The sequence below is a fragment of the Flavobacterium commune genome, assembly GCF_001857965.1.
GTDB lineage: Bacteria > Bacteroidota > Bacteroidia > Flavobacteriales > Flavobacteriaceae > Flavobacterium > Flavobacterium commune.
This window is the reverse complement of sequence record NZ_CP017774.1, coordinates 3,531,626-3,555,171: the sequence shown is the minus strand read 5'-3', so window position 1 is coordinate 3,555,171 and position 23,546 is coordinate 3,531,626. Positions and strand designations below refer to the sequence as shown.

Annotated in this window: 22 protein-coding genes and 1 tRNA gene; 14 read left to right on the top strand and 9 right to left on the bottom strand. The window is 33.5% G+C overall.

What is annotated here, in order from left to right:
• The first annotated feature begins 15 nt into the window (after window positions 1-15).
• From BIW12_RS14760 to ettA, 3 genes are all read left to right on the top strand, one after another.
• The gene (locus BIW12_RS14760; RefSeq protein ID WP_026713689.1) at window positions 16-198 is read left to right on the top strand and encodes a CAL67264 family membrane protein; all 183 of its coding nucleotides are present in this window, start codon (window positions 16-18) and stop codon (window positions 196-198) included.
• A 27-nt stretch (window positions 199-225) separates the two neighbouring features.
• Window positions 226-615, top strand: a complete 390-nt coding sequence (locus BIW12_RS14755) for a four helix bundle protein (RefSeq protein ID WP_071185813.1) — start codon at window positions 226-228, stop codon at window positions 613-615.
• A 63-nt stretch (window positions 616-678) separates the two neighbouring features.
• Window positions 679-2,373, top strand: coding sequence for an energy-dependent translational throttle protein EttA (gene ettA, locus BIW12_RS14750; protein WP_071185812.1), 1,695 nt, complete (start codon window positions 679-681; stop codon window positions 2,371-2,373).
• Between the two features lie 308 nt (window positions 2,374-2,681).
• On the opposite strand, the gene BIW12_RS14745 is transcribed toward ettA, so the two are convergent.
• Window positions 2,682-4,469 (bottom strand): ABC transporter ATP-binding protein, encoded by a 1,788-nt coding sequence (locus BIW12_RS14745; protein ID WP_071185811.1) that lies wholly within the window; start codon window positions 4,467-4,469, stop codon window positions 2,682-2,684.
• 210 nt (window positions 4,470-4,679) lie between these two features.
• Here BIW12_RS14745 and BIW12_RS14740 point away from each other — a divergent pair.
• A tRNA-Val gene (locus BIW12_RS14740) sits at window positions 4,680-4,757 on the top strand.
• Window positions 4,758-4,826: 69 nt separating this feature from the next.
• Here the strand turns inward: BIW12_RS14740 and BIW12_RS14735 are convergent.
• The 6 genes from BIW12_RS14735 to BIW12_RS14710 form a co-directional block, all read right to left on the bottom strand.
• Window positions 4,827-6,017 carry a hypothetical protein gene (locus BIW12_RS14735; protein ID WP_071185810.1) on the bottom strand — a complete coding sequence of 397 codons (1,191 nt, stop codon included), beginning with the start codon at window positions 6,015-6,017 and terminating at the stop codon, window positions 4,827-4,829.
• Between the two features lie 136 nt (window positions 6,018-6,153).
• Window positions 6,154-6,984, bottom strand: coding sequence for a type 1 glutamine amidotransferase (locus tag BIW12_RS14730; protein WP_071185809.1), 831 nt, complete (start codon window positions 6,982-6,984; stop codon window positions 6,154-6,156).
• A 44-nt stretch (window positions 6,985-7,028) separates the two neighbouring features.
• The gene (locus BIW12_RS14725; RefSeq protein WP_071185808.1) at window positions 7,029-8,135 is read right to left on the bottom strand and encodes a carboxylate-amine ligase; all 1,107 of its coding nucleotides are present in this window, start codon (window positions 8,133-8,135) and stop codon (window positions 7,029-7,031) included.
• 18 nt (window positions 8,136-8,153) lie between these two features.
• A complete protein-coding gene (locus tag BIW12_RS14720) occupies window positions 8,154-9,101 on the bottom strand; it encodes an ATP-grasp domain-containing protein (RefSeq protein WP_071185807.1) in 948 nt (315 codons plus the stop codon).
• 52 nt (window positions 9,102-9,153) lie between these two features.
• A complete protein-coding gene (locus tag BIW12_RS14715; protein ID WP_071186477.1) occupies window positions 9,154-9,867 on the bottom strand; it encodes an alpha/beta fold hydrolase in 714 nt (237 codons plus the stop codon).
• 193 nt (window positions 9,868-10,060) lie between these two features.
• A complete protein-coding gene (locus tag BIW12_RS14710) occupies window positions 10,061-10,462 on the bottom strand; it encodes a glyoxalase (RefSeq protein ID WP_071185806.1) in 402 nt (133 codons plus the stop codon).
• A 68-nt stretch (window positions 10,463-10,530) separates the two neighbouring features.
• Here BIW12_RS14710 and BIW12_RS14705 point away from each other — a divergent pair, with 68 nt between their 5' ends.
• Complete coding sequence (locus BIW12_RS14705; RefSeq protein ID WP_071185805.1) at window positions 10,531-10,914, top strand: acyl-CoA thioesterase; 384 nt, start codon at window positions 10,531-10,533, stop codon at window positions 10,912-10,914.
• 81 nt (window positions 10,915-10,995) lie between these two features.
• Here BIW12_RS14705 and BIW12_RS14700 read toward each other — a convergent pair whose 3' ends face one another.
• The gene (locus BIW12_RS14700) at window positions 10,996-11,265 is read right to left on the bottom strand and encodes a DUF3817 domain-containing protein (RefSeq protein ID WP_071185804.1); all 270 of its coding nucleotides are present in this window, start codon (window positions 11,263-11,265) and stop codon (window positions 10,996-10,998) included.
• A gap of 103 nt (window positions 11,266-11,368) precedes the next feature.
• Here BIW12_RS14700 and BIW12_RS14695 point away from each other — a divergent pair, with 103 nt between their 5' ends.
• The 5 genes from BIW12_RS14695 to BIW12_RS14675 all read left to right on the top strand — a co-directional run bounded on the left by BIW12_RS14695 (window position 11,369) and on the right by BIW12_RS14675 (window position 17,030).
• Complete coding sequence (locus BIW12_RS14695) at window positions 11,369-11,896, top strand: DUF6155 family protein (RefSeq protein ID WP_071185803.1); 528 nt, start codon at window positions 11,369-11,371, stop codon at window positions 11,894-11,896.
• Window positions 11,897-12,001: 105 nt separating this feature from the next.
• Complete coding sequence (locus tag BIW12_RS14690) at window positions 12,002-13,549, top strand: DEAD/DEAH box helicase (protein ID WP_071185802.1); 1,548 nt, start codon at window positions 12,002-12,004, stop codon at window positions 13,547-13,549.
• 51 nt (window positions 13,550-13,600) lie between these two features.
• Window positions 13,601-14,941 carry a DEAD/DEAH box helicase gene (locus BIW12_RS14685; protein WP_071185801.1) on the top strand — a complete coding sequence of 447 codons (1,341 nt, stop codon included), beginning with the start codon at window positions 13,601-13,603 and terminating at the stop codon, window positions 14,939-14,941.
• Window positions 14,942-15,004: 63 nt separating this feature from the next.
• Complete coding sequence (locus BIW12_RS14680) at window positions 15,005-16,285, top strand: NAD(P)/FAD-dependent oxidoreductase (RefSeq protein WP_071185800.1); 1,281 nt, start codon at window positions 15,005-15,007, stop codon at window positions 16,283-16,285.
• Between the two features lie 349 nt (window positions 16,286-16,634).
• Complete coding sequence (locus tag BIW12_RS14675) at window positions 16,635-17,030, top strand: hypothetical protein (RefSeq protein ID WP_140485862.1); 396 nt, start codon at window positions 16,635-16,637, stop codon at window positions 17,028-17,030.
• A 290-nt stretch (window positions 17,031-17,320) separates the two neighbouring features.
• On the opposite strand, the gene BIW12_RS14670 is transcribed toward BIW12_RS14675, so the two are convergent.
• Window positions 17,321-18,073: an NUDIX hydrolase gene (locus BIW12_RS14670; protein WP_071185798.1), complete on the bottom strand. Its 753-nt coding sequence runs from the start codon at window positions 18,071-18,073 to the stop codon at window positions 17,321-17,323.
• A gap of 388 nt (window positions 18,074-18,461) precedes the next feature.
• Here BIW12_RS14670 and BIW12_RS14665 point away from each other — a divergent pair, with 388 nt between their 5' ends.
• The 4 genes from BIW12_RS14665 to fucP all read left to right on the top strand — a co-directional run bounded on the left by BIW12_RS14665 (window position 18,462) and on the right by fucP (window position 23,190).
• Entirely contained in the window at window positions 18,462-19,796 is a 1,335-nt protein-coding gene (locus BIW12_RS14665) for a carbohydrate porin (protein ID WP_232227104.1), read from the top strand.
• A gap of 76 nt (window positions 19,797-19,872) precedes the next feature.
• Complete coding sequence (locus BIW12_RS14660) at window positions 19,873-20,727, top strand: sugar phosphate isomerase/epimerase family protein (RefSeq protein ID WP_071185796.1); 855 nt, start codon at window positions 19,873-19,875, stop codon at window positions 20,725-20,727.
• A gap of 137 nt (window positions 20,728-20,864) precedes the next feature.
• Window positions 20,865-21,815, top strand: coding sequence for a carbohydrate kinase family protein (locus BIW12_RS14655; RefSeq protein WP_071185795.1), 951 nt, complete (start codon window positions 20,865-20,867; stop codon window positions 21,813-21,815).
• 19 nt (window positions 21,816-21,834) lie between these two features.
• Entirely contained in the window at window positions 21,835-23,190 is a 1,356-nt protein-coding gene (gene fucP, locus BIW12_RS14650) for an L-fucose:H+ symporter permease (protein ID WP_071185794.1), read from the top strand.
• Window positions 23,191-23,546: the final 356 nt, after the last annotated feature.

The window sequence follows — 23,546 nt, the reverse complement described above, 5'->3', positions numbered from 1 at the left end:
AAAAATACCACAATAATGGGAATGAATAAAAATACCATCTTAGGATGGGCTACTTTTATAATGATTGTAATGGGATTAATCTTAATTGCTTTAGGAATCTTCAAATACCGCGACGTTTCAGGTATTGGATTTGCTGCCGTGGGTATTGGATTTTTTGCCATTGCATGGGTTTTTAGCTCGCTTAAGGGAAGGGTTTAAAAAGTTTGTAGTTAATAGTTTGTAGTTATGGCAACAATATCAAAATTTGAAGGATTAGAAATTTGGCAGAAAGCAAGAGAAATTTGCCAATACGTTGAATTATTAATTCAGACTACAAATTTAAAATCAAACTTTTCTTTAAAAGACCAAATTGACAGAAGTTCAGGTTCTATAATGGATAATATAGCCGAAGGTTTCGAAAGAAATGGTAATAGAGAGTTTATTCAGTTTTTAAGTATAGCAAAGGGTTCTGCTGGTGAAGCAAAATCACAATCATATAGGGCTTTTGATAAAAAATTGATTTCAGAAGAACAACATTTAAAACTGAATGAAATGATTGAAATTGAAAAAAATAAAATAGGTTCGATGATGAACTATTTGAATAATTGTGAAATTAAAGGATTAAAATTTAAATAATTAAAAGGTAGTTTGTAATTAACAAACGATAAACAACAAACAAAAAACAATAAACTTTAAATTATGTCAGACGATAAGAAAGTAATATTCTCAATGCAAAAATTGAGTAAAACCTATCAGGGAGCAGATAAGCCAGTGTTGAAAAACATTTATTTGAGTTTCTTTTACGGGGCTAAGATTGGTATTCTTGGTTTAAATGGTTCAGGTAAATCTTCACTTTTAAAAATTATTGCCGGAGTTGATAAAAACTATCAGGGAGATGTTGTTTTTCAACCGGGTTACACTGTTGGATATTTGGAGCAGGAACCTATTTTGGATGATTCTAAAACTGTTTTAGAAATTGTTCAGGAAGGAGCTGCTGAAACAATGGCAGTTTTAGCAGAATACAACCAAATCAATGATTTATTTGGTCTTGAAGAAAACTATTCTGATCCGGATAAAATGGATAAGTTAATGGAGCGTCAGGCGGCTTTGCAAGATAAAATTGATGCTTTAGGTGCTTGGGAAATCGATACCAAATTAGAAATTGCAATGGATGCTTTACGCACTCCAGACGGAGATACACCAATCAAAAATCTTTCAGGAGGAGAGCGTCGTCGTGTAGCTTTATGTCGTTTGTTATTGCAACAACCAGATGTTTTGCTTTTGGATGAGCCTACCAACCACCTTGATGCGGAGTCTGTACTTTGGTTAGAGCAGCATTTGGCACAATATTCAGGAACTGTAATTGCTGTAACGCACGACCGTTATTTCCTGGATAATGTTGCAGGTTGGATTTTGGAATTAGATAGAGGAGAAGGTATTCCTTGGAAAGGGAATTATTCTTCTTGGTTAGACCAAAAATCAAACCGTTTGGCACAAGAAGAAAAAGTAGCTTCGAAAAGAAGAAAAACTTTGGAGCGTGAGTTGGACTGGGTTCGTCAAGGAGCTAAAGGTCGTCAAACAAAACAAAAAGCGCGTTTGCAGAACTACGATAAGTTGTTGAACGAAGACCAAAAACAATTGGATGAAAAATTAGAAATTTACATTCCAAATGGTCCACGTTTAGGAACTAATGTTATCGAAGCTAAAAATGTTGCTAAAGCTTTTGGAGAAAAATTATTGTATGATAATTTGAATTTCACTTTGCCACAGGCTGGAATTGTTGGAATTATTGGGCCAAACGGTGCTGGTAAATCAACTATTTTCAAAATGATTATGGGCGAACAACAAACTGATGGTGGAGAATTCACTGTTGGGGAAACGGTTAAAATTGCTTACGTTGATCAATCGCACTCTAATATTGATCCAAATAAATCCATTTGGGAAAACTTTGCTGATGGACAGGAGTTGATTATGATGGGAGGAAAACAAGTGAATTCAAGAGCTTATTTATCGCGTTTTAACTTTGGTGGAGGAGAACAAAACAAGAAAGTATCGATGCTTTCTGGTGGAGAACGTAACCGTTTGCACCTGGCAATGACTTTGAAAGAAGAAGGAAACGTATTGTTGCTGGATGAGCCAACGAATGATTTGGATGTAAATACACTTCGTGCATTAGAAGAAGGTTTAGAAAATTTCGCCGGATGTGCCGTAGTTATTTCGCACGACAGATGGTTCTTAGACCGTATTTGTACTCACATTTTAGCTTTTGAAGGAAACTCTGAAGTATATTTCTTCGAAGGAAGTTTCACCGAATATGAAGAAAATAAGAAGAAACGCCTTGGTGGTGATTTAACTCCAAAACGTTTGAAATACAGAAAATTAATAAGAGGATAATTTTTTTTCTTGAAAAATTAAAACCGCAAATTTTATTAGGATTTGCGGTTTTTTTTATGTTTTTTTTTGAGTTAATCTTACTGTTTCAATTAGTCTCAAAATAGTTTAAAACTCTGCATTTTACGTTGTTACTTTTAGTTTCTAAAAAAATTACCGCAGATTCCCAGATTGAAATATTTTGCATCTATATCAAAAATCTGCGAATCTGCGGTTTAAGTTTTCTAATTGGTCTTTAACCTAGAAGATTTTTAGGCTGCCAACAAAATCTATGAACTTTAAGTCCTAGTGGTTTATCTGTGTATTTCTTATTATGAATTACTAAACTGTAGATTACTTAGGTTTTTGTAAATTCCGTTTTCTAAGCCTATTAATTCAGAATGCGTTCCTTGTTCGCTAATCATTCCGTTATCAATAACTAGAATTTGATCAGCTGAGCGAATCGTTGATAAGCGGTGCGCAATAATAATACTTGTTCTTCCTTCCATCAAAATTTCCAGTGCTTCCTGAACTAATTTTTCGCTTTCGCTATCCAAAGACGAAGTAGCCTCGTCTAAAATTAAAATACTAGGATTTTTAAGTAAAGCACGAGCAATAGCAATACGCTGTCTTTGACCACCGGAAAGTTTAATTCCTCTTTCGCCCACAACAGTTTCCATTTTTTCTGGAAAACTTTCGATAAAATTGTAAGCATTGGCTTGTCTGGCTGCTAATAAAATTTCTTCGTCAGTAGCATTTGGTTTTCCGTAAGCGATATTTTCTTTTATGGTTCCGCCAAATAAAATTACATCTTGAGGCACAATACTCATGTTGCCACGAAGGTTTTCCAAATCAAAATCATGGATGTTTTTATCATCAATTAAAATTTCTCCACTATCAATATCGTAAAAACGCAATAATAAAGATGCAATAGTTGATTTTCCGGCACCACTTGGTCCCACGATGGCAATTTTTTGACCAAAATTAGCCGTGAAATTTACATCTTTCAACACCTGAATTTCTTTTCGGGACGGATAACTAAAAGCAACATTTTTGAAAGTTACATTTCCTTTTATTTTCTCGATTGAAGCTGAATTAGTAGTCGCATTAATTTTTTCAGGAGTTTCGTCTAGTAATTCAAAAACACGCTCTGTAGCTCCAATCGCCTTTTGAACCTGAGCATACAATTCCGCAATTCCTCCCGAAGAAGCACCTACATAACTGGAATATAAAATAAAGGTAAATAATTCACCTACGGATATTTCACCACCAATACTTAATTGAACACCATACCAAACCACAGCCACAATAGTTCCAAATAAACAAATGATGATAAAAGAAGCAAAATAACCTCTTAATTGCCCGCCTTTGATAGCAACTTTAACTACTTCTTTTATTTTACCCTGATAACGGGCAATTTCGTACCACTCATTCGCAAAGGCTTTTACAATGCTAATTCCCTGCATGGTTTCCTCAACGACCACCTGACTTTCGGCAACCTGATCTTGCACTTTTTTGGAATATTTTCGAATAAAACGACCAAAGAGTACCGCTGCTACTCCGACTAAAGGAACAATCGAAACCATCATTATCGTCAACTTAATGTTGATACTGGCTAGCATTACAAAACTTCCAATAATTAAGATGAACTGTCGCAGGAACTCGGCAATGGTTGTTGTTAAAGTATCCTGAATTTGGGTAATATCGTTACTAATTCGACTGTTTAATTCACCAACTCTTTTTTGAGAGAAGAATGACATCGGTAGTTTAACCAAATTAGTATATAATGCCAATCGAACATTGGCCAAGGTGTTTTCGGTAAAGTTAACAAACAAAGACAATCTGAAAAAAGAAAATACCGATTGTAATATTAAAACCAATCCTAATCCTAAGGCGATTTGGTTCGCTAAGCCGGCATCTTTTTTGTTAACACAGTCTACAAGCATTCCCATGAACTTTGGGAAGGCCAATGCCGTGACACTCGTTAGCAATAAAAAAATCAATCCTACATAAAATTTCCAACTGTTATTCCCGGCGTATTTAAAAATAATTTTTGCCTTTTTAAGCGAACTTGCTGTAATTTTTGATTTTGGTAAATCGTTTTCTTTGTACCTAGCCATTCGTATTTTTATTTTAGAATGCAAATGTACTACTATAAGCCAGTGATAGCAAAAAAATATAGCTAAGCTTAGTTTGTCTAAAAGTCTGTATCTAAGCAAGAAAGAAAATAAGTGTAATTTTTTATTAATTTATTTTCAAATTATGCTTGCAAATATAAAATCTAGCTGTATATTTGCACTCGCAATCAGCAATGATAGCAAAACAAAATAGGGCGATTAGCTCAGCTGGTTCAGAGCACCTCGTTTACACCGAGGGGGTCGGGGGTTCGAACCCCTCATCGCCCACCAAGAAACTCCTTAAGTAATTAAGGAGTTTTTTTATATCTAATTTTCGGATTAGCACAAAAAAGTTCTCATCTATCTTTCAAATAATCCAATAGTTCCGCCCACCCAGTCTTTATCTTTATTGTATTTTACACCAATCATTTCTCCGCGACTCAAACGCACTAAATTGCACAAAAGAGTAGGAGAAGTATCTTCTTTTTTCCAGGTACAAAGCATTCTCACTTCGGCTTTTACTTTTCCGTCAGGCGATTGAATAATAGGTAAATAATTGACTTTTTTCTGAAGAATATACAGTTCTTTATCAACAACAGCTTCTATATCTTCTTTTTTTACATGGAAAATCACGCCTGAACCTGAGAACGAGAAAAGAGGTTTCAATACATAATTTTCTAAGTCTTCCGGAATTTCTTTTAAATCACTTAACAGCGTAGTTTCAATAAAATATTTTCCTTTAAGCAAAGGCAAAATAAACTTACTGATTCTGAAAAACCAATTGGGATGTCCAGCCCATTCTACGTCCAATTCATCCGAAAAACTAAAATTCAATTTTAAATCAGTGCGTAAATCCAATTCGTCAAAAATGACTCTATTGTAAATGCGTTTTACTAAAACTTCGTCTCCATTTTCATTTTTATAAAATAACTGATTGCCTTTTTTAATCAAATCGGTGACACATACAAAAGGAATTCCGAGGTCTCTTTTGCAATAATAAAAATCAATTTTTGTGTTTTGTTTTTCGGGTTCTATTTCCAGTAGAATAACATTTTCCTTGGGATGATTGTTGCAAAAAACAGCCTCCAAAGTTTTCAAATACTCCTGAGGTGTAGTATCATTCAGGAATGGTGTTAACTCTTTAAGAAAAGGATATTGCTTTTTAAATTTCTCAAATAAATTAACCTGATAATTAAACAAAGAAGGAAAACCCTGTACCTCAATTAATTTAGGAATTGTTTTTCCGTTCTCTTCGCAAATTCCAAAATCGATAGCTAAAAAAGTACTGTGTTCATCTTCGTTTGGAACTTTATTGTTTAATTCTAATGCTTTATCTGTAAGTTCTTTGAAGTTACTTTGTTGAATTAAATTTATAACATCATTACAGCCTTCGATAAGTTGTTCTTTTAATTCGTTGGAAATAAAAAAAGGGGTTTCTCCTAATCGAAAAGTCGGGTTATAATCAAAATCAGTTGCAATATCTTCTTTTAAAGCCTGGTATTTTTCTTCGGTAAATTGTTCGTTAAATAATTTTCGATATTTAGAAATCATATAGATTTAATTATTAAAAAATTGGAACACAGATAGTATTAATTGGATAAATAAAAAGAAATTTATCTTCATTTGCTATAATTTCCTTAATCTGTTCAATCAGTGTTTCAATATTTATAGTAGCACAATAATTTATTTAATTTGACATGATTTTTTTAGATTGCATCAGGTCAGTAATGGCAGAACGAAGAAAATTAGGAATCAAAGTCTCGTTAGTTCGATATATTTTATCATCGTCAACTAAGTCTTCCAGCATATTTCTGAATTTTCGTTTGCCTTTCATTTTTCTTATTTTGTCTTTTACTTCTTTATTTCTCAGATGTGACAGAAAACTAATGGGATCAGCTTCAGGATGAAATTGTGTTCCTACCAAATGATCTGTAAAACGTACCGCCATGATGGCTCTTTCGTATTGCACATGATCTCTTATTTTTTCCAGAGAAATGATTTTTGCGCCTTTTTTAGCAAAAACACTCAATTTTGGTTGAACTACCTGATAATCTCTGGAGTCGATAGCATAAAATGGATCAGATAAACCTTCGAATAACAAATCTTTGAGACCGTCTTTGGTTTTATGAATGGTCATTACACCAAACGAGGTGTCGTTTCGTTTTGTAATTTCGGCCAAACCAAAATGCTTGCAAGCCATTTGAAAAGAATGACAAATAAAAAGAACGTGTTTTTTTATCGGATTTTCAGTATTCCATTTTACAATGGAATCTATAAAAGCATAATATTTTTTGTCCCATTCGCCATCTCCTTCTAACGGATTTCCGGGACCTCCGGAGGAAATATAAATATCAAACTGATCAATTTCGGGCAACTCACATTTTCCTCTGACATCAAATATTTTGAAACATACAAAAGGGGCAAATCGGTTAACAACATCAATAATACATCGCATTCCCTGATTAGGTTCGCCATTGTACATGTCTAATATTGCGACTGTTATACTTTTCTTTTTCATAAATCCCACTTTTTAAAATAATTATTCAAAGATAAGTTATTATTTTATAAGCCTTTAGTAAATTCTGAAGTTATAAAATCAACCACTTTAGTAAGGTCTTTTGTTTCTTCAAAAATGGCCAATTGTTTATCGGCTCCGGTACCGTTTTTCAGGATTTGGTGAGCAAAATTAATGTGTTCTCTACTACCTAATTCATCCACAACATCTTCAATAAAATCAAGTAATTCCAAAATCAACATTCTTGTTTCAACTTCTTTTTGAAGTCCAAAATCAATCATTTGTCCCTCAATCCCATAACGGGCAGCACGGAATTTATTTTCTTTTATCAATGCTAATCGGTAAATATTGAAACTCATATTTTGTGAATTTATACGATATAATTTGGCTACAACTGCCTGAATTATAGAGACAATACACATGGTTTCTTCAACCGTTAAACTCATATCGCAAATGCGAAATTCTATGGTATCATAGAAAGGATGTAAACGCAAATCCCACCAAATTTTCTTTGGATTATCAATACAGCTAGTTTTAACCAAGGTTTCCAAAAAATTATCATAGGAAGATAAAGAATCAAAATATTCAGGCAAACCTGTTCTTGGAAACTTATCAAAAACCTTTGTTCGGTATGATTTATAACCCGTTTGTCTGCATTCCCAAAAAGGGGAATTAGTAGACAACGCAAAAATATGAGGTAAAAAATAACAGGCCTGATTGATTAATTGTAAGCCAATTTCTCGATTTTCAATTCCCACATGACAGTGCATTCCAAAAATCAGATTAGAACGAGCTGCATCCTGTAATTCGTTAATAATGTTGTGATAACGGGGATCGTCTGTTATGGGTTGATCCTGCCATTTTGAAAAAGGATGCGTTCCTGCTCCACCCACAATAAGTCCCTGTTTATCGGCTAATTCAACAATTTTTGTCCTTAAAAACTTAATCTCACACTCAGCTTCCTTGACATTTTTACAAATATTAGTTCCAACTTCCACAACCGATTGGTGCATTTCGGCTTTTACCTGTTCATTCAATAATATTTTAGCTCCATCAACAATTTTTGACAAATGGGAGCGTAGATCTCTGGTTTCGGGATCTATAATTTGGTATTCCTCTTCAATACCCAGTGTAAAAACAGGCAATTTCTTCATTTAAATTATTCCAATTATTTATTTTAATCCAACAGCATCTTTCATAAATGTTCCCCAGGTAAGGTTAATTTTTCCCGGTTTTTGTTTTTTTGCTGCTGATATCGCCATTTTAGCGGCTTCTTCAACAACCCATTCAAAGTTTTCAGCTCCAACCGAATTGATATCGGCATCGGGAGCAGGATTTCCAAAATCGATAGCATACGGAATCCCATCACGGACAGCAAATTCCACGGTATTAAAATCGTATCCCAAACCTTTACAAAGACGAATAGTATAATCTTTTATGGTAGCCAATAACTTTTTATCTACTGGTGGCCCGTCAAGTACATAACGCAAATGTGGCTGATTTCTAGGTTCGTATTGCATGATTTTTACCGCTTTACCACCCAGACAATACACTCTGAAATATTCGGTAAAAACAATTTCTTCTTGTAACAACATCACCAACTGTCCAGTTTCCCTGTGTTTTTCCCAAAACTCTTCTTTGTTTTCCAGTCGATATACATTTTTCCATCCACCACCTGCATAAGGCTTCATATAAGCCGGGAATTTTACATAGTCGAAAATCCCTTCCCAATCCAATGGAAATGTCAAGTTTCTAAAGGAATTAGAAGTCGTATCTGTAGGATGTTCTGCCGACGGAAGAATTACCGTATTAGGCAACGGAACTCCAAGCGTGTCAGCTAAGGCATTATTGAAAAATTTATCATCAGCACTCCACCAAAAAGGATTATTAATCACATTAGTTCCTGTTAAGGCAGCATTTTTAAGAAAGGCGCGGTAAAAAGGAACGTCCTGCGAAATTCGATCAATAATTACAGCATACTCACCACCTTTGTTTTGGATAACCTTATCGATAGAAACGGCTTCGGCCACAATGTCTTTTTCATTTTTTGAATTAACACGGTCAATAAATGCTTGCGGAAAGGTGTCTTCCATTCCAAATAAAATTCCAATTTTTTTCATTTTAATAATATCGATTAATAGCGTATAATTTTTTCTTGTTTAGAATGAGATTCTAACTGAATTTAATTCGGGACAAATAATGAGGAAACATTTCTTTCCATAGCGGCCAGTCATGTTGTTTTTCCTGTCGGATATCAAGCCAGTGTTCCATGTGTTTATCAGCAAGTAGTTTACTCATTTTTAAATTGGCATCAAAACAAATATCCCAATTGGAAGTTCCCAAAACTACATCCATATTCCACAATTCATAATCATTGAGTCCATGTAAATAATCATCGGGACTGTGATAAAAAACAGTGTCGTTATGAAAACCGTCTAAGTAACTTTTGATATTAAAAATACCGCTCATACTAAACAAATGACTCACATAACCTGGATGCCTAAAGGCAAAATTAGCCGCATGATAACCTCCAAAACTGCAACCTGCCACCACAACTTTTCCAGAAGGAGTATTGTGACGGACTTTTTCGACGATTTCATGACAAATCATTTTATCATACCAATCGTGGTTTTCTATGCGGTGTACCGGATGAATTTGTTTATTGTAAAAACTGTCCTTATCAATACTGTCCGGGCAATAAATTTGGATTAATCCCTGTTCGACATACCATCTTGCGGATTCAATCAATCCCATGTCTTTATTTTCATAGAAACTCCCCATGGAAGTTGGAAACAGCACCACGGGATAACCCGAATGTCCGAAAACAAGCATTTCCATTTCTCTGCTTAGATTGGGTGAATACCAATTCAAATAGCGTTCTTTCATAAACATTAAGATTTCAACAATTATAATGAAATTTATTACACCAAATTTACAATTAGTAGCTGTTTCATTATTTTTAACGAAAAGATAATACTCGCTTGTTTTACTTGAGTATCATCCGTTTTTTAGCATAAGAAACTTACTTTTGCTGAGTAATTTCTTAACATAACGGTAGGGTTTGGGATTGTTTTTTTTGCTAAACCAGACTTTGGTCAAACAATTGAACCTGGCTTTTAAGACGTTCAATAAGCATGTTCATCATGCGTTTGTTTAAATTCGACGAATTCCTGATATACAATAAATATTCATCGACGGTAAACAGGGCAATAATCATTCCCTTTAAAGCATTTCTGAACTTGATGTCTTTTTGAATAGCATTTTCAATAATGGCTAATTTTTTTTCGACACTGAGCGAATAAAAATCCCTTTTGTATTTACTAATGTAATTATGGAAAGAAGCGATGAATAAATCATTTTGAAGTTTTAATATGGGTCTCAAAACTTCATTTTGAAAAATTTCATCTGCTGAAGATTGCGTGCTAACACTCCCGATAGCTTCACCTCTGAATTCACTTAAAAAACGATCTCTCTGGTTCATCTTTTTTTCTTAAAAATAGGAAAAAAATTATCAAGGATGTTCTATTTTAGCATAAATAATTTAAAAATATGCGATTTCATACCAGAAAATGGGTAAAGCCCGAAGACCTCAATCCAAACGGAACTTTATTTGGAGGAAAACTATTAGCCTGGATAGATGAAGAATTGGCTTTATACACCATTATTCAATTTGAAAATTCCAAGGTGGTTACCAAATATATGTCTGAAATTAATTTTAAAAGTTCAGCAAAACAAGGAGATATTATCGAAATAGGAATTGATGTAGTTCGTTTTGGGACAACTTCAATTACTTTAGAATGTGAAGTCCGCAATATGATGACCCGAGAAACGATTATTACTATAGATAAAACGATAATGGTAAATCTGGGTGAAGACGGCAAACCAAAAGCGCACGGAAAAACGGAGATTGAATTTGTAAAAGACCGTTTGTAAATTATAAAACCGCAGATTCGCAGATTTTATAATTTATAATCTGTGAATCTGCGGTAATTATTTTCACAACAGTTTATTGATCTAGCAATATTTCTTTTCTACATAAAAAGTACCGAATGGAGGAATTGAAGCCAAACAAATAATGACATATTTTTTAAGATCCCATTTTTCACTGAATTTTAATATGGTTGCCAACACAATGTAAGCAGTAAACAAAACCCCATGCGCCATACCAATATGTTTTACATACATGGGTTCGTTAAAAATATATTTCATTGGCATAGCAAAGAAAAACAACAATAAAGCAGAAATTCCTTCTACGAGTGCAGTAATTTTAAAAATTTTAAGCATGATTATTATTTTAATTATTTCGTGCCAAAAATAGTGATTATCATTGATTTTATAGTTAAGAAAACCCAAAGTAATTTACATTTGCAATCATAAAATTTTCATAATGAGCAAAAGAGATTTAAAGAAATATTTGGGCGAACTCGATAAAGAACAGCTTCAGGAGCAACTGATTGAATTGTATGAAAAATTTACTGCCGTAAAAGAATATTATGATTTTGTTTTTAATCCAAAAGAAGAAAAACGACTTCAGGAAGCCAAACTGAAAATCTCTCATGAATATTTTCCTGTTTCGACTAAAGGAAAAAGCCGAAAGCCTAAAATGCGCCGTTCGACAGCCCAAAAAATCATCAAACATTTTATTACACTGGGAGTCGATCCTTTTGTAACTGCCGATGTGATGTTATACACTATTGAAATTGCTCAGACTTTTTCGGCTGAAAATCCCATAAAACAGGAAGCTTTTTATAAAAGTATGCAGAATTCTTTTGAGCAGGTCGTTCAATTTTTAATTGTAAATGGTATTTTGAGCGAATTTAAAAGCCGAATAAATGGTATTTATGAAGAAATTATAGAGCAAAAATGGAAAAATAGAAGCGATTTCTTGCTAATAATGGAGCAAATTAGTGAATAAGCCCCTTGTAAATCAAATTATTTCATATTGAGTTAATAATTTAAATTAAATATAACAAGATAACTGTTTTTTAGACGTATTTTTGCAAAAATTCAACAAAAAGCAATGTTCGAAAGTACGATAGAAATAGAAAAAGAAGAAAAAAAAGAACTTTATGCCTACCAGCAGGGCGATATTGATGCCATTTTTGAGCGCATTGATAATGGTCCTGAAAAACACCATCTACTGTATCAATTGCCTACAGGTGGTGGAAAAACAGTAATATTCTCAGAAATTGTTCGCCGTTACCTATCCAAACACAATAAAAAAGTAGTTGTTTTGACACACCGAATCGAGTTGTGCAAGCAAACTTCTAAGATGTTGAAAGGTTTTGGTGTTAAAAATAAAATAATCAATTCTAAAGTAAAAGACCTGCCGGATCAAAACGAATATTCTTGTTTTGTTGCCATGGTCGAAACCCTTAAAAACCGTATTAATGACGAAAAATTGATATTGGATAATATTGGTTTGGTTATTATTGATGAGGCACATTATAATTCGTTCAGAAAATTATTAAATTCATTTTCTAATGCTTTTATATTAGGAGTAACCGCTACGCCGTTGAGTTCTAATATCAAATTGCCGATGAATCAAAGTTATAATGAATTAATTGTGGGAGATACTATTAGTTCATTGATTGAAAATGGATTTTTGGCAAAAGCTACTACTTATAGTTATGATGTAGGATTGACTTCGCTTAAAGTAGGTATTAACGGAGATTATACCGTAAAATCATCTGATGATTTATATACCAATACCTTAATGCAGGAGAAATTATTGCATGCCTATACCGAAAGATCTTTAGGTAAAAAAACCTTGATTTTCAATAATGGTATCAATACTTCATTGTATGTATATGAAACCTTTAGAGAAGCAGGTTATGAAATTCGCCATCTGGACAATACCAGCAGTAACGAAGAAAGGAAAGAAATTCTACATTGGTTCAAACATACTAAAGACGCTATTCTTACCTCTGTAGGGATTTTGACAACCGGTTTTGATGAGCCTACAGTAGAAACTATTATATTAAACCGTGCCACAAAATCATTGACTTTATACTATCAAATGATTGGACGTGGTTCGAGAAAATTGCCTCATAAAGACGAATTTACCGTTATCGATTTAGGTAATAATGCGGCGCGTTTTGGACTTTGGAGTGAGCCTGTAAACTGGCAGCACATTTTTAAATCACCTGAATTTTATTTGGAAAATTTACGTGACGATGCTGAAATCGAGATGTATTTTAAATACACCATGCCACCGGAGTTAAGGGCTAAATTTCCCAATACTGAAGATGTGACATTTGATGTGGATGAAGAACATAAATTGGCTATTAAGCAAAATTTACGTTCTAAGGTAGTTTTGGATAAATCGCTGGATCAGCACGCAATTATGTGTGTTTACAATACCGAAACTTTGCAGGAAGCTAAATTATTATCTAAGGAATTAGATGATGATATTGAATGCCGTATCAAGCGTTATGCAAAATGCCTAAGCCAGTGTAGTAAAAACTACCGCGAATGGCTTGTAGATGATTACAAACAAAAATTAACTTTGTTGATAGGGAAGAAGTATCGTGAGAAAATCATGAACGAACCTGATGATGAGGATTAAAATACAAAGACTAAAAAAACTGTTTTTCATACAAACAATTAAAACAAAACAATGTCAAAACAATTCTCAGATTTAGGAATTTCGACAGCTTTATTACAAACTTTGAATGACTTGAAGCTTGTGGCACCAACAGCCATTCAGGAGCAAGCCATTCCTTTGCTTTTAGCAAATCAAACTGATTTGGTTGGATTAGCAAAAACAGGTACGGGAAAAACGGCCGCCTTTGGTTTACCAATTTTACAATTAATTGATTCTTCAAAGCCAAATGTACAAGCCGTAATATTAGTTCCAACCAGAGAATTAGGACAACAAGTTTTTAAAAACTTAGAAGCTTTTGCTCAAAATCTTCCTGCAGTTTCTATTGCTGCTGTTTGCGGAGGAATTCCAATAAAACCTCAAATTGAACGATTAAGCAATCCAACGCATATTGTGGTGGCAACTCCGGGACGTTTGATTGATTTATTGCAACGAAAAGCCATCAGTCTAAAAGAAACTCAATTTTTAGTTCTTGATGAAGCCGATGAAATGGTAAGTATTCTAAAAGAAAGTCTGGACGAAATTGTTGCCGAACTGCCTAAAAATCACCGTACTTTTTTGTTTTCGGCTACTATGCCGGGAACTATAAAACAGTTGATTCAGAATTATTTACATAAAAATGTGGTGCAAATAAGTGCCAATATGGAAACTTCTGGAAATCAAAGTATTGATCACCAATATATTATTGTAGATCCTATTGAAAAACTGGATGTTTTAATGCACTTTTTGAACTCAAGAGAAGGACAACGCGGAATTATTTTTTGCAAAACAAAAGCAGCCGTAAATAAATTGGCTAAAAACTTAGCTATCAATCGTTTTTCGTCAGGAGCTTTGCACGGAAGTTTGACTCAGGGAATTCGCGACCGAATTATGGAGCAATTTCGCGAAGGACACATTAATATACTAGTAGCTACTGATTTGGCAGCCAGAGGAATCGACGTTAAAGAAATTGCTTATGTAGTCAATTATCATTTGCCTGATACTTACGAAAATTATGTTCATAGAAGCGGTAGAACTGCCAGAGCAGGAGCAAACGGATTGTCCTTAACCGTTTTACAAGCGGAAGAAGAAGTAGAAATTGCAGATTTTGAAAAGGAATTAGGTATCCAATTCAAACCATTTGCAAAACCTTCAGTTGCCAGTATTGAAGACAATAATACTTTGCTTTGGGCGAAACAAATTTTTAAAACCAAGCCCAATCACGAAGTAGATTCCGAATTAAAAAACAAGATAAAAACCATTTTTCATCATTTAACCAAAGATGAACTAATAGAAAAAATACTAGCCAATCATTTGTTACAAAATAAAAACCAAGTTGCAGAAAAACCAGTAAAAAAACTAAAACAAAAAAAATAAAAACAATCCAAATCTCTTTTGGTGACTGACTAACTAAGGAGGTTCTTTTTAAAATTGTAAAATATGGAAATCGTAATAATCGGAGGCGGTTTTGCAGGGATGAATCTGGCAAAAGAATTATTAAATCAGGACGGAGTACACGTAACTCTGGTTGATAAAAACAACTACAATTTTTTCCCACCATTGATTTATCAGGTGGCTACGGCTTACTTAGAGCCATCAAGTATTAGTTATCCGTTTAGAAAATTTTTCGCAGGAAAAAAAAACCTGCAATTTCGTTTAGGAGAATTAGTAGAAGTGGTGCCTGCTGAAAACAAGGTAATTTTGAGCAATGGCGAATTACATTATGACAAATTAGTTTTTGCAACCGGAGCTGAGACGAGTTATTTTGGGATGGAAAACGTAAAAAAGAACGCTATTCCAATGAAAACCCTGAACGATGCCATTGTAATGCGTAACACTTTGCTTAAAAACTTAGAAAAAGCGGCTATTACTAAAGACATTCGTAAACGTCGAAAATTATTGACCATTGTAGTTGCCGGTGGAGGTCCTACAGGAGTGGAGATTTCAGGAATGTTTGCCGAAATGCGCAAAAACATTCTTTTAAAAGAATACCCTGAATTAGAAACAACAGCAAGTAATATATATTTGGTTGATGGTGCACCTGCTTTGTTAACTCCAATGAGTAAGGAATCTCAGGAAGATACTCTTAAAGCTATTACCGACTTAGGAGTTATTGTAAAATTGAACAACAATGTGGTGGATTATGTGGATGATACAGTTCATTTTGCTAATGGAGAAACCATTCAGACCAAAAACCTGATTTGGGCAGCCGGAGTAACCGCACGCGAATTTAAAGGACTTCCTGCTGATTGTTACGGGCGTGGAAAGCGTTTAAAAACAGATGCTTTTAATAAAATTGAAGGTACAGAAAATATCTATGCTATAGGTGATACCTGTATTCAGTTTAATGATACCGCTTTCCCTCACGGTCATCCACAAGTAGCTCAGGTAGCCATTCAGCAAGGAATTAATTTGGCTAAGAATATTAAAAACGAAATGCAACAAAAAGCATTAGTTCCTTTTAAATATGTTGATAAAGGATCGATGGCAATCATTGGAAAAGCTAAGGCCGTAGTTGATTTACCAAAACCTAAAATGCACTTTAAAGGAACATTTGCCTGGATGATTTGGTTGTTTATTCACCTGATTTCGTTGATTACTTATAGAAATAAAATAAAAACATTCTACAACTGGATGATTGCTTATTTCTCTAAAGACAACTCCTTGCGAATGATTATCAGACCTGATAAAAAAGTAAAAGTAGAAGACGTGGTAAAATAATCTCTTTTATTAACAATAGTAAAACCGATGCGGAAATGTATCGGTTTTTTTTATGAATTATTTTTTCATAATAAGAAATGGATTACTTTAGATAAAGTTGTTATATTTGGAGAGAATAGTAAAATGACAAAATAAAATCACCTTGCGTTTTGTTATTAAAGGACTCATTCTAAATAAGTTTGCAATCATATATTTAAATTAAAAAATGATCATAAAAATAAGTGTATTCAGAATTAAAGAGATTTTTTTAGGCTTGTTTATTATTACATCCTGCTTACTAATGATTAATTGTTCATCCGTAAAACCATCAAAACGAATCCAATTCGAATTTATACCTAACAGTTTTCAATTGGCAACCACTGGGCATGGCTTTGTAGATGTCTATCCCGACAAATTAAAAATTCAAATTACAAAAGGCGAAATACGAATTAATCCAATACACAGTAGATTTACAACTTCTTCTGCATATGCAATTCAAATAGCAATATCTAGATATTTTCCAGGTGATAAATCTTTTAAAATCATAGCTACTGGAGAAAAAATAATAATCAATAAAATATTTATATCTAAAGAAGCTTCTTATACTTTTTCAAATTTAAAATTTACTATTACCAATATCAAAAAAGAGGATTTAAAAAACTCAAGAATCACGCTTACTATTTATATGGATAAAACTCCTAGATCTAGTACAAATTATGCTCATTCAATTGATGAAAACACAATTTCTACTTTATTCGATTATTGACTTTCACTCGTTTGCAACGAGTACTAGCTTACTTTTTAAAAGAGAATAAAGCATTTGTAATGCGGCTTATTAAAAATAACTTGTTGAGATTTACCCCATACTGGTACTCATTTTCAACGAGTACCTACTTTATTTTTAAAACAAAACAGAGCGTTTTTAACGGCTTATTAAAAAAATAACTTATTGAGATTGCTTCGTTCCTCGCAATGACAAGTTTGTGGGAAATAAATAATCCATGAAAATCCGTGTAACCTGCCTCTCGGCAGATAGGTCCGTGGTTAAAAGAAAATTTAAATATTAATCAAATAACTCTCCTTATAGATTTTTTGATACACATCTTTACTGAACATATACAATTGAGACGGTTTTTTAGAAACGCCCACTTGTTTTTCATCCAGTGCAATGATGTATTTTTTAGTAATTAATTTTCTTCTAAAATTACGGTTGTCAATCTCAATCCCTAAAATGGCTTCGTAGGCATCCTGCAAATCCTTAATGGTAAACTTATCGGCAAGTAATTCAAAAACAATGGGTTTAGATAAGGCATCTTCTTTTAAATCAGCATAAGCTTCGGCAATGATTTTTTTATGGTCAAAACCCAATTCTGGCAGCTGATTTACCGGAAACCATTGCGGATTGTATTTGTTTTCTAATTGAACTATATTCGTTGGCAGTAAAATATAATAAGCAATAGTGATGGTTCTTTCGCTGAAATGTTCGTTTTCGGCCCAAATCACATCTTTTTCATTCTTCAAACGGTTGGGATCACCAAAAACATTGAATTGTTTTTTGTATAAATTATCTAAACCGGTCAATTCTTTCAAAACCCGATTAGCTGTATCGTCTATGGTTTCGTTTTCATAGGTGTGAAATCCTTTCAGGACATAATCGTTAACAATCGGATTTTCGGAGTTTTCTACTTTCAAAACACGTTCGATTAACAATACATTCAGTGATTTTGTTGTGTTGTCGAATCCAAAAATGACACAGTCAACAGATATATTTGGAATTATTTCGGCTTTCTTGTTTTGAATTAAACTCATGTTTTTTTGGGGTAAGTTGGTTTTGTTATGTCACAAATTTAACGATTAAATTTTAATATTCCTTCTTTTAGTTTTCTTTAAAATTCAATATTAAACGTTTTTAAAACGTTAAATGTTTTTTCGTTTTCTCTGTTTGATAATTGTTTTAAAATAGTGGTTTATGTGTAATAATTACTTTATAATATTAATTTAAATGCAAAAATATTCTATTTTTTTTGTTGCATATAAAATTAAAATAATACATTTGAAAAATAATAGTCAAATTGACGTTTAATAAAAACACATTTAAAACTAATTCAAAACCATGAAGACAAATTGCAAATCCAGCCTTTATAACCAACTAAAAATTCAAGTTGGCTTAATGCTATTTTGCTGTTTTGCAATAAACATGAAGGCTCAGGTAGTAATTACTAATTCTAATTTTTCGATGGGAACAACCGGTAGGATAGGAGTTGGGCTTTCGCCAAATGGAGAAGGGAATCAATGGAAACCGCTGAATTTATCCGGACAGGGGTCACTGGGCGGACGAATGGAACAGGTAGATTATGTAGATATTTTACCTGCGATTCATTTTACACCAAAAATCATTGGAAACGACAGCACAAATGTTACTTTTCAAATGCGATTAGGAATGTATTCGGCTAACGGCCAGTTTGTAGGCAATGTTAGCAGTCGCTCTAATAACGGACTGACTTTTATTCTTCCGGAAGCTTATGTTGAAGCAACTAATATTTTGGGAAGTAAATGGTCGGCCTGGGCAGGATCCCGTTTTCGCAGATATGACGACATTCACATTAGTGATTATTTTTATTTTGACGACCATTCGGCTCAGGGTTTTGGTGTAAAATATAAAAACACCGAATTGACGATGCTGATGCCTACTTCAACCGATTCTACCGGGGTTTTTCCATATAATTATGAAATTACGGTTGCCGGAGCAACTAATCCTGTCATCCGTCAGCGTATGGTTTGGATAGGAGAGCATAGTATTCATTTTAAAAATAAGAGTGTAATAAAACTTTTAGGCGAATTTCATTATGTTTCTAAAAGTTCAGCCGAAGCTTCTAAAGATTTTCCTTCGGATAATGGCTGGGTTGCCGGAATTAAATACAATAGTCCGTTTAAAACAGTGAAGCCGGGTTCATTTAACCAAATTTCAGCGCGTTACGGTTCCGGAATTGCGAATGGAGGCGACAACGGAAACACCTTTACCTGGGCAACTTATGGTGCTCCCGATACTGACGGAAAATACACTAATGCATATTCGTTCACGATGGTAGAACATTTTTTACTGAATCTATCAAACAAGTTTAGTATTAACGGTTATGGCGTTTTTACCAAAAGCAAAGGAGGGTCATCAAGTACAAATACTGATGAATATTTCAACGGAAACCAACTCTATAACCGAAAAACTGATTTTGTTATTGGCTTAAGAAACTTTTATTATGTAACCAATTGGCTTCATCTAATTCAGGAAGTGCATTATGCTGTTAGAAAAGACGGTGATAATCCCGAAGCCAGTATGTGGAAATTTTCATTGGCTCCTACAATTGTTCCGTTAGGACAGCGTGATCCCTGGAGCCGTCCCCACATTCGATTAGTTGCCACTGTAGCAAGATATAATGACTACGCAAAAGACCATAATTATTCTCCTTTTTTACAAATTAATCAAAAACGCTGGGGATCTTATATTGGAGTTAAAACAGAATGGTGGCTTTTTTAAAAATCATTATTACCTAATTAATAATTGTTTACAATGTATCACTTAAATTATTTTTTAAATTAAAAATTAAATCGTTATGCCAATTTTTGGAACATCTATTTTATCATTTATACCCAATTGGACTGCTGACGGAGGACAATATGCGATACAAAAAACAGCCGAATGTGGTTTTGATATGCTGGAAATTCTTTTACCAACTTCATTGGATTTCGATTCCAAACAGGTAAAAAAACAATTAGATACAGTAGAAATTTCGGCACGTTGTACACTCAATTTGCCTGCTGATTGTCATATTCCTTTTTATCCGGAACAGGCTGTAAGCATCATTAAATCAGCATTGGATAAAGTAGCCGAAATGAATGGTGATTTTTTAGGAGGTGTTTTACATTCAGCCATTGGAACATTCACCGGAAATCCTTGTACTAAGGATGAAAAAAAAGTTATCCAACAAGTTTTTACCGAAGTTGCGGCTTATGCTAAAGTACATAACATCAATCTGGGAATCGAACCCATCAACCGCTATGAAAGTTATGTATTTACAGCTGCCGATGAAGTTTTAAATATGATTGAAAATATTGGTACAACTAACATTGGCTTGCATTTGGATACTTTTCACATGAATATTGAAGAATCTAATTTTTACGATCCAATTATTCGGGCAGGAAATAATTTAAATCATTTGCACATTACAGAATCGGATCGTGGAATGACCGGTGAAGGCAATGTGCGTTGGGATGATTTATTTAAAGCTCTCGCTCAAATTAATTATCAGGGGCCGTTGGTTTTAGAAAATTTTTCATCTGAAATAACCGAATTGATTGGGCCAACTTCGTTGTGGAGACCGTCAAAATACAATTCGGAAGATCTTGCCAAAGGCAGTCTGGCTTTTATGCAGGAAATGGTAAATAAATATTACAACAAAAATGATTAATCAGTTGTCGGTCTGTCCTGAAGTTTCGGGATGTTGAAGCCTGATTTTAATAGAAAGTATGCACTTAGACAAGCTTAGTGTAACAAAAAACAGAATAAATATTACAATTACTACAGTAAACCTAAAAAAAAGAAGCAATGAAAAAAGAATTAAAAGCAGTTTGTTTTGGAGAAATCCTTTTTGATGTATTTCTGGAACATAAAAAAATTGGCGGAGCACCACTTAACGTAGCCACAAGATTGAAGGCGCTAGGAGGAGAGGTTGCGATGATAAGCGCAGTAGGGGATGATAATAATGGTAAAAAATTAACTCACTATTTAGATAATCTAGGAATTGACACCAGAGGAATTGAGGTAAAACCTAATTATCCAACAGGAATTGTCAATGTGATTTTAAACGAAAAAGGGAATGCTTCTTATGATATTCAGTATCCGTCGGCCTGGGATAAAATTGAAACTACGGCTGTAAATAAAAAAATAGTTGAAGAGGCTGATTTTTTGGTGTACGGAAGTTTATCGTGCCGAGATTCAATTTCTAAAAAAACATTATTAGAATTATTGGCAGTAGCCAAATATAAAATATTCGATGTTAATTTAAGAGTGCCGCATTACACTAAGAAAAATGTATTGGATTTATTATATGCCGCTGATTTTATCAAATTTAATGATGAGGAATTGAATGAAATTTGCGAAGATTTACATTCGAATAAAAAATCCTTGGAGCAAAATATCCAATTTATTGCCGAACTTACCGATACACCAACTGTGTGTGTTACACTGGGGTCTCATGGTGCGGTACTTTTTCACAACAATACATTCTATCACAACTGTGGTTACAAAGTAAATGTTGTGGATACTGTTGGTTCAGGTGATTCTTTTTTGGCTTCACTAATTATCATGCTTCTCAATGGTGAAGATCCGCAATATGCCATCAATTTTGCCAGTGCCATTGGAGCTATTGTGGCACAAAGTGAAGGAGCAAATCCGATTATTTTGCAATCGGAAATAGACGAATTTCTATGCGATTTCAGTAAAAAAAAACATCACCAATGCAAGCGTTTAAGCAAAATACAGTTCGCAATCAAATAACCAAAAAATCAATATAATTATGAATCTTTCTAAAAAAATACCCGTAGTCAGCAAAGAATATGTTTTTCAGTTTATCATTATCACCATACTATTTGCACTATGGGGAATTGCCAATGATTTGACTACGCCTATGGTTTCTACTTTCAAAAAAGTAATGCCCGAACTTTCGAATACTCAGGCATCATTAGTGCAATTTGCCTTTTATTTTGGTTATTTCTTTATGGCATTGCCAGCGGCATTATTCATTAGAAAATACAGTTATAAATCAGGAATAATCGTTGGATTGATTCTGTATGCTGCAGGAGCTTTCTTGTTTTATCCTGCAGCACATTACCAAAGTTATAATTTCTTTTTGCTGTCTTTATGGGTAATTACCTGTGGTTTAGCATTTTTAGAAACAACATCTAATCCTTTAATTTTATTTTTGGGAAACAAAGAGACGGCCACACAGCGTTTAAATTTAGCTCAGGCATTTAATCCTATCGGAGCAATAACAGGATTAGTAATGGCTCAGTTTTTAGTCATTAAAGAAATAAAATCAGACGATTACAGTACCGATGCTTTTAACGCTTTGTCCTCAAGTGAATTAGCCAGTATCAGAGAGAATGATTTAGGTATTATCAGTATTCCTTATATTGGATTAGGACTTTTTGTGTTGCTTATTTTAGTAATTATTTGTTTGACAAAAATGCCAAAAACAGCGCATGAAGACAAAATGTCTATTGGTGATTCTTTCAAAAAATTACTGGCTAATAAAAATTACAAACATGGTGTTATTGCACAGGCTTTTTACGTAGGCGCACAAATTATGTGCTGGACTTTTATTTTTCAATACGTTGACAACATTAATATGAACTTAGGGTTAGAATTGACAGCTACGTATTATAATATAGGAGCGATGCTGTTATTTTTGTCAGGCCGATGGCTTGGAACTGCATTGATGAAAAACACCAATCCTTCCAAAATATTGATGTATTTTGGTCTTGGAGGTGTTTTGTGTTCCGCTGGAGCAATTGTACTTCAGGGAATTCCGGGTTTGATTTCGCTGATTAGTATTTCTGTTTTTATGTCGATTATGTTTCCAACTATTTACGGAATTGCATTAAAAGATATGGGCGATGAAGCTAAAATTGGTTCAGCCGGACTGGTAATGGCCATTGTTGGTGGAGCTTTAATGCCTGTTTTGCAGGGAAGTATTTTGGATTGGGGAGGTTCAGGATTTTCAGATATTCAAATTTTAGGATTTATTCCTGAAGTAAATTTTTCATTTATTTTGCCTTTAATTTGTTTGGCAGTTGTAGCACATTATGGTTATGCAACTTATAAGATTTCAATAAAAGAGAAAAACACGAAAAAAATACTTGTAACTGAATAAATCACCATTTTAAAAATCATTCAAACCGATGCGAATCAATGATTTGTGTCGGTTTTTTTTATTTCGATGTTTTTTAAAATAATTTTTCACTTTTATAAAGTGATTAATATTCATTAAAATCAACTTAAAAGCTTCAAAAAACCATGAATTTTAGATGTATTATTTTTGAACTATAATTTATATTATGTAAAATAGAATTTTTCATTTGTTGAAAAAAAAATTGTTAAATAATAATAATCTGATTGTACTGTTCTATCTATATAACTTAGAATAGAATTTATAATAAATAGTACACAAAATATTTTTGTAAAACAACAACATTAAGCAGTAATCAAATATATTTTAACTCATTTATT

Excerpts from the sequence above, each read along its gene's own strand:
- BIW12_RS14760 (WP_026713689.1), top strand. The coding sequence starts at position 16 with ATGGGAATGAATAAAAATACCATCTTAGGATGGGCTACTTTTATAATG.
- BIW12_RS14755 (WP_071185813.1), top strand. The coding sequence starts at position 226 with ATGGCAACAATATCAAAATTTGAAGGATTAGAAATTTGGCAGAAAGCA.
- ettA (WP_071185812.1), top strand. The coding sequence starts at position 679 with ATGTCAGACGATAAGAAAGTAATATTCTCAATGCAAAAATTGAGTAAA.
- BIW12_RS14745 (WP_071185811.1), bottom strand. The coding sequence starts at position 4,469 with ATGGCTAGGTACAAAGAAAACGATTTACCAAAATCAAAAATTACAGCA.
- BIW12_RS14735 (WP_071185810.1), bottom strand. The coding sequence starts at position 6,017 with ATGATTTCTAAATATCGAAAATTATTTAACGAACAATTTACCGAAGAA.
- BIW12_RS14730 (WP_071185809.1), bottom strand. The coding sequence starts at position 6,984 with ATGAAAAAGAAAAGTATAACAGTCGCAATATTAGACATGTACAATGGC.
- BIW12_RS14725 (WP_071185808.1), bottom strand. The coding sequence starts at position 8,135 with ATGAAGAAATTGCCTGTTTTTACACTGGGTATTGAAGAGGAATACCAA.
- BIW12_RS14720 (WP_071185807.1), bottom strand. The coding sequence starts at position 9,101 with ATGAAAAAAATTGGAATTTTATTTGGAATGGAAGACACCTTTCCGCAA.
- BIW12_RS14715 (WP_071186477.1), bottom strand. The coding sequence starts at position 9,867 with ATGAAAGAACGCTATTTGAATTGGTATTCACCCAATCTAAGCAGAGAA.
- BIW12_RS14710 (WP_071185806.1), bottom strand. The coding sequence starts at position 10,462 with ATGAACCAGAGAGATCGTTTTTTAAGTGAATTCAGAGGTGAAGCTATC.
- BIW12_RS14705 (WP_071185805.1), top strand. The coding sequence starts at position 10,531 with ATGCGATTTCATACCAGAAAATGGGTAAAGCCCGAAGACCTCAATCCA.
- BIW12_RS14700 (WP_071185804.1), bottom strand. The coding sequence starts at position 11,265 with ATGCTTAAAATTTTTAAAATTACTGCACTCGTAGAAGGAATTTCTGCT.
- BIW12_RS14695 (WP_071185803.1), top strand. The coding sequence starts at position 11,369 with ATGAGCAAAAGAGATTTAAAGAAATATTTGGGCGAACTCGATAAAGAA.
- BIW12_RS14690 (WP_071185802.1), top strand. The coding sequence starts at position 12,002 with ATGTTCGAAAGTACGATAGAAATAGAAAAAGAAGAAAAAAAAGAACTT.
- BIW12_RS14685 (WP_071185801.1), top strand. The coding sequence starts at position 13,601 with ATGTCAAAACAATTCTCAGATTTAGGAATTTCGACAGCTTTATTACAA.
- BIW12_RS14680 (WP_071185800.1), top strand. The coding sequence starts at position 15,005 with ATGGAAATCGTAATAATCGGAGGCGGTTTTGCAGGGATGAATCTGGCA.
- BIW12_RS14670 (WP_071185798.1), bottom strand. The coding sequence starts at position 18,073 with ATGAGTTTAATTCAAAACAAGAAAGCCGAAATAATTCCAAATATATCT.
- BIW12_RS14665 (WP_232227104.1), top strand. The coding sequence starts at position 18,462 with ATGAAGGCTCAGGTAGTAATTACTAATTCTAATTTTTCGATGGGAACA.
- BIW12_RS14660 (WP_071185796.1), top strand. The coding sequence starts at position 19,873 with ATGCCAATTTTTGGAACATCTATTTTATCATTTATACCCAATTGGACT.
- BIW12_RS14655 (WP_071185795.1), top strand. The coding sequence starts at position 20,865 with ATGAAAAAAGAATTAAAAGCAGTTTGTTTTGGAGAAATCCTTTTTGAT.
- fucP (WP_071185794.1), top strand. The coding sequence starts at position 21,835 with ATGAATCTTTCTAAAAAAATACCCGTAGTCAGCAAAGAATATGTTTTT.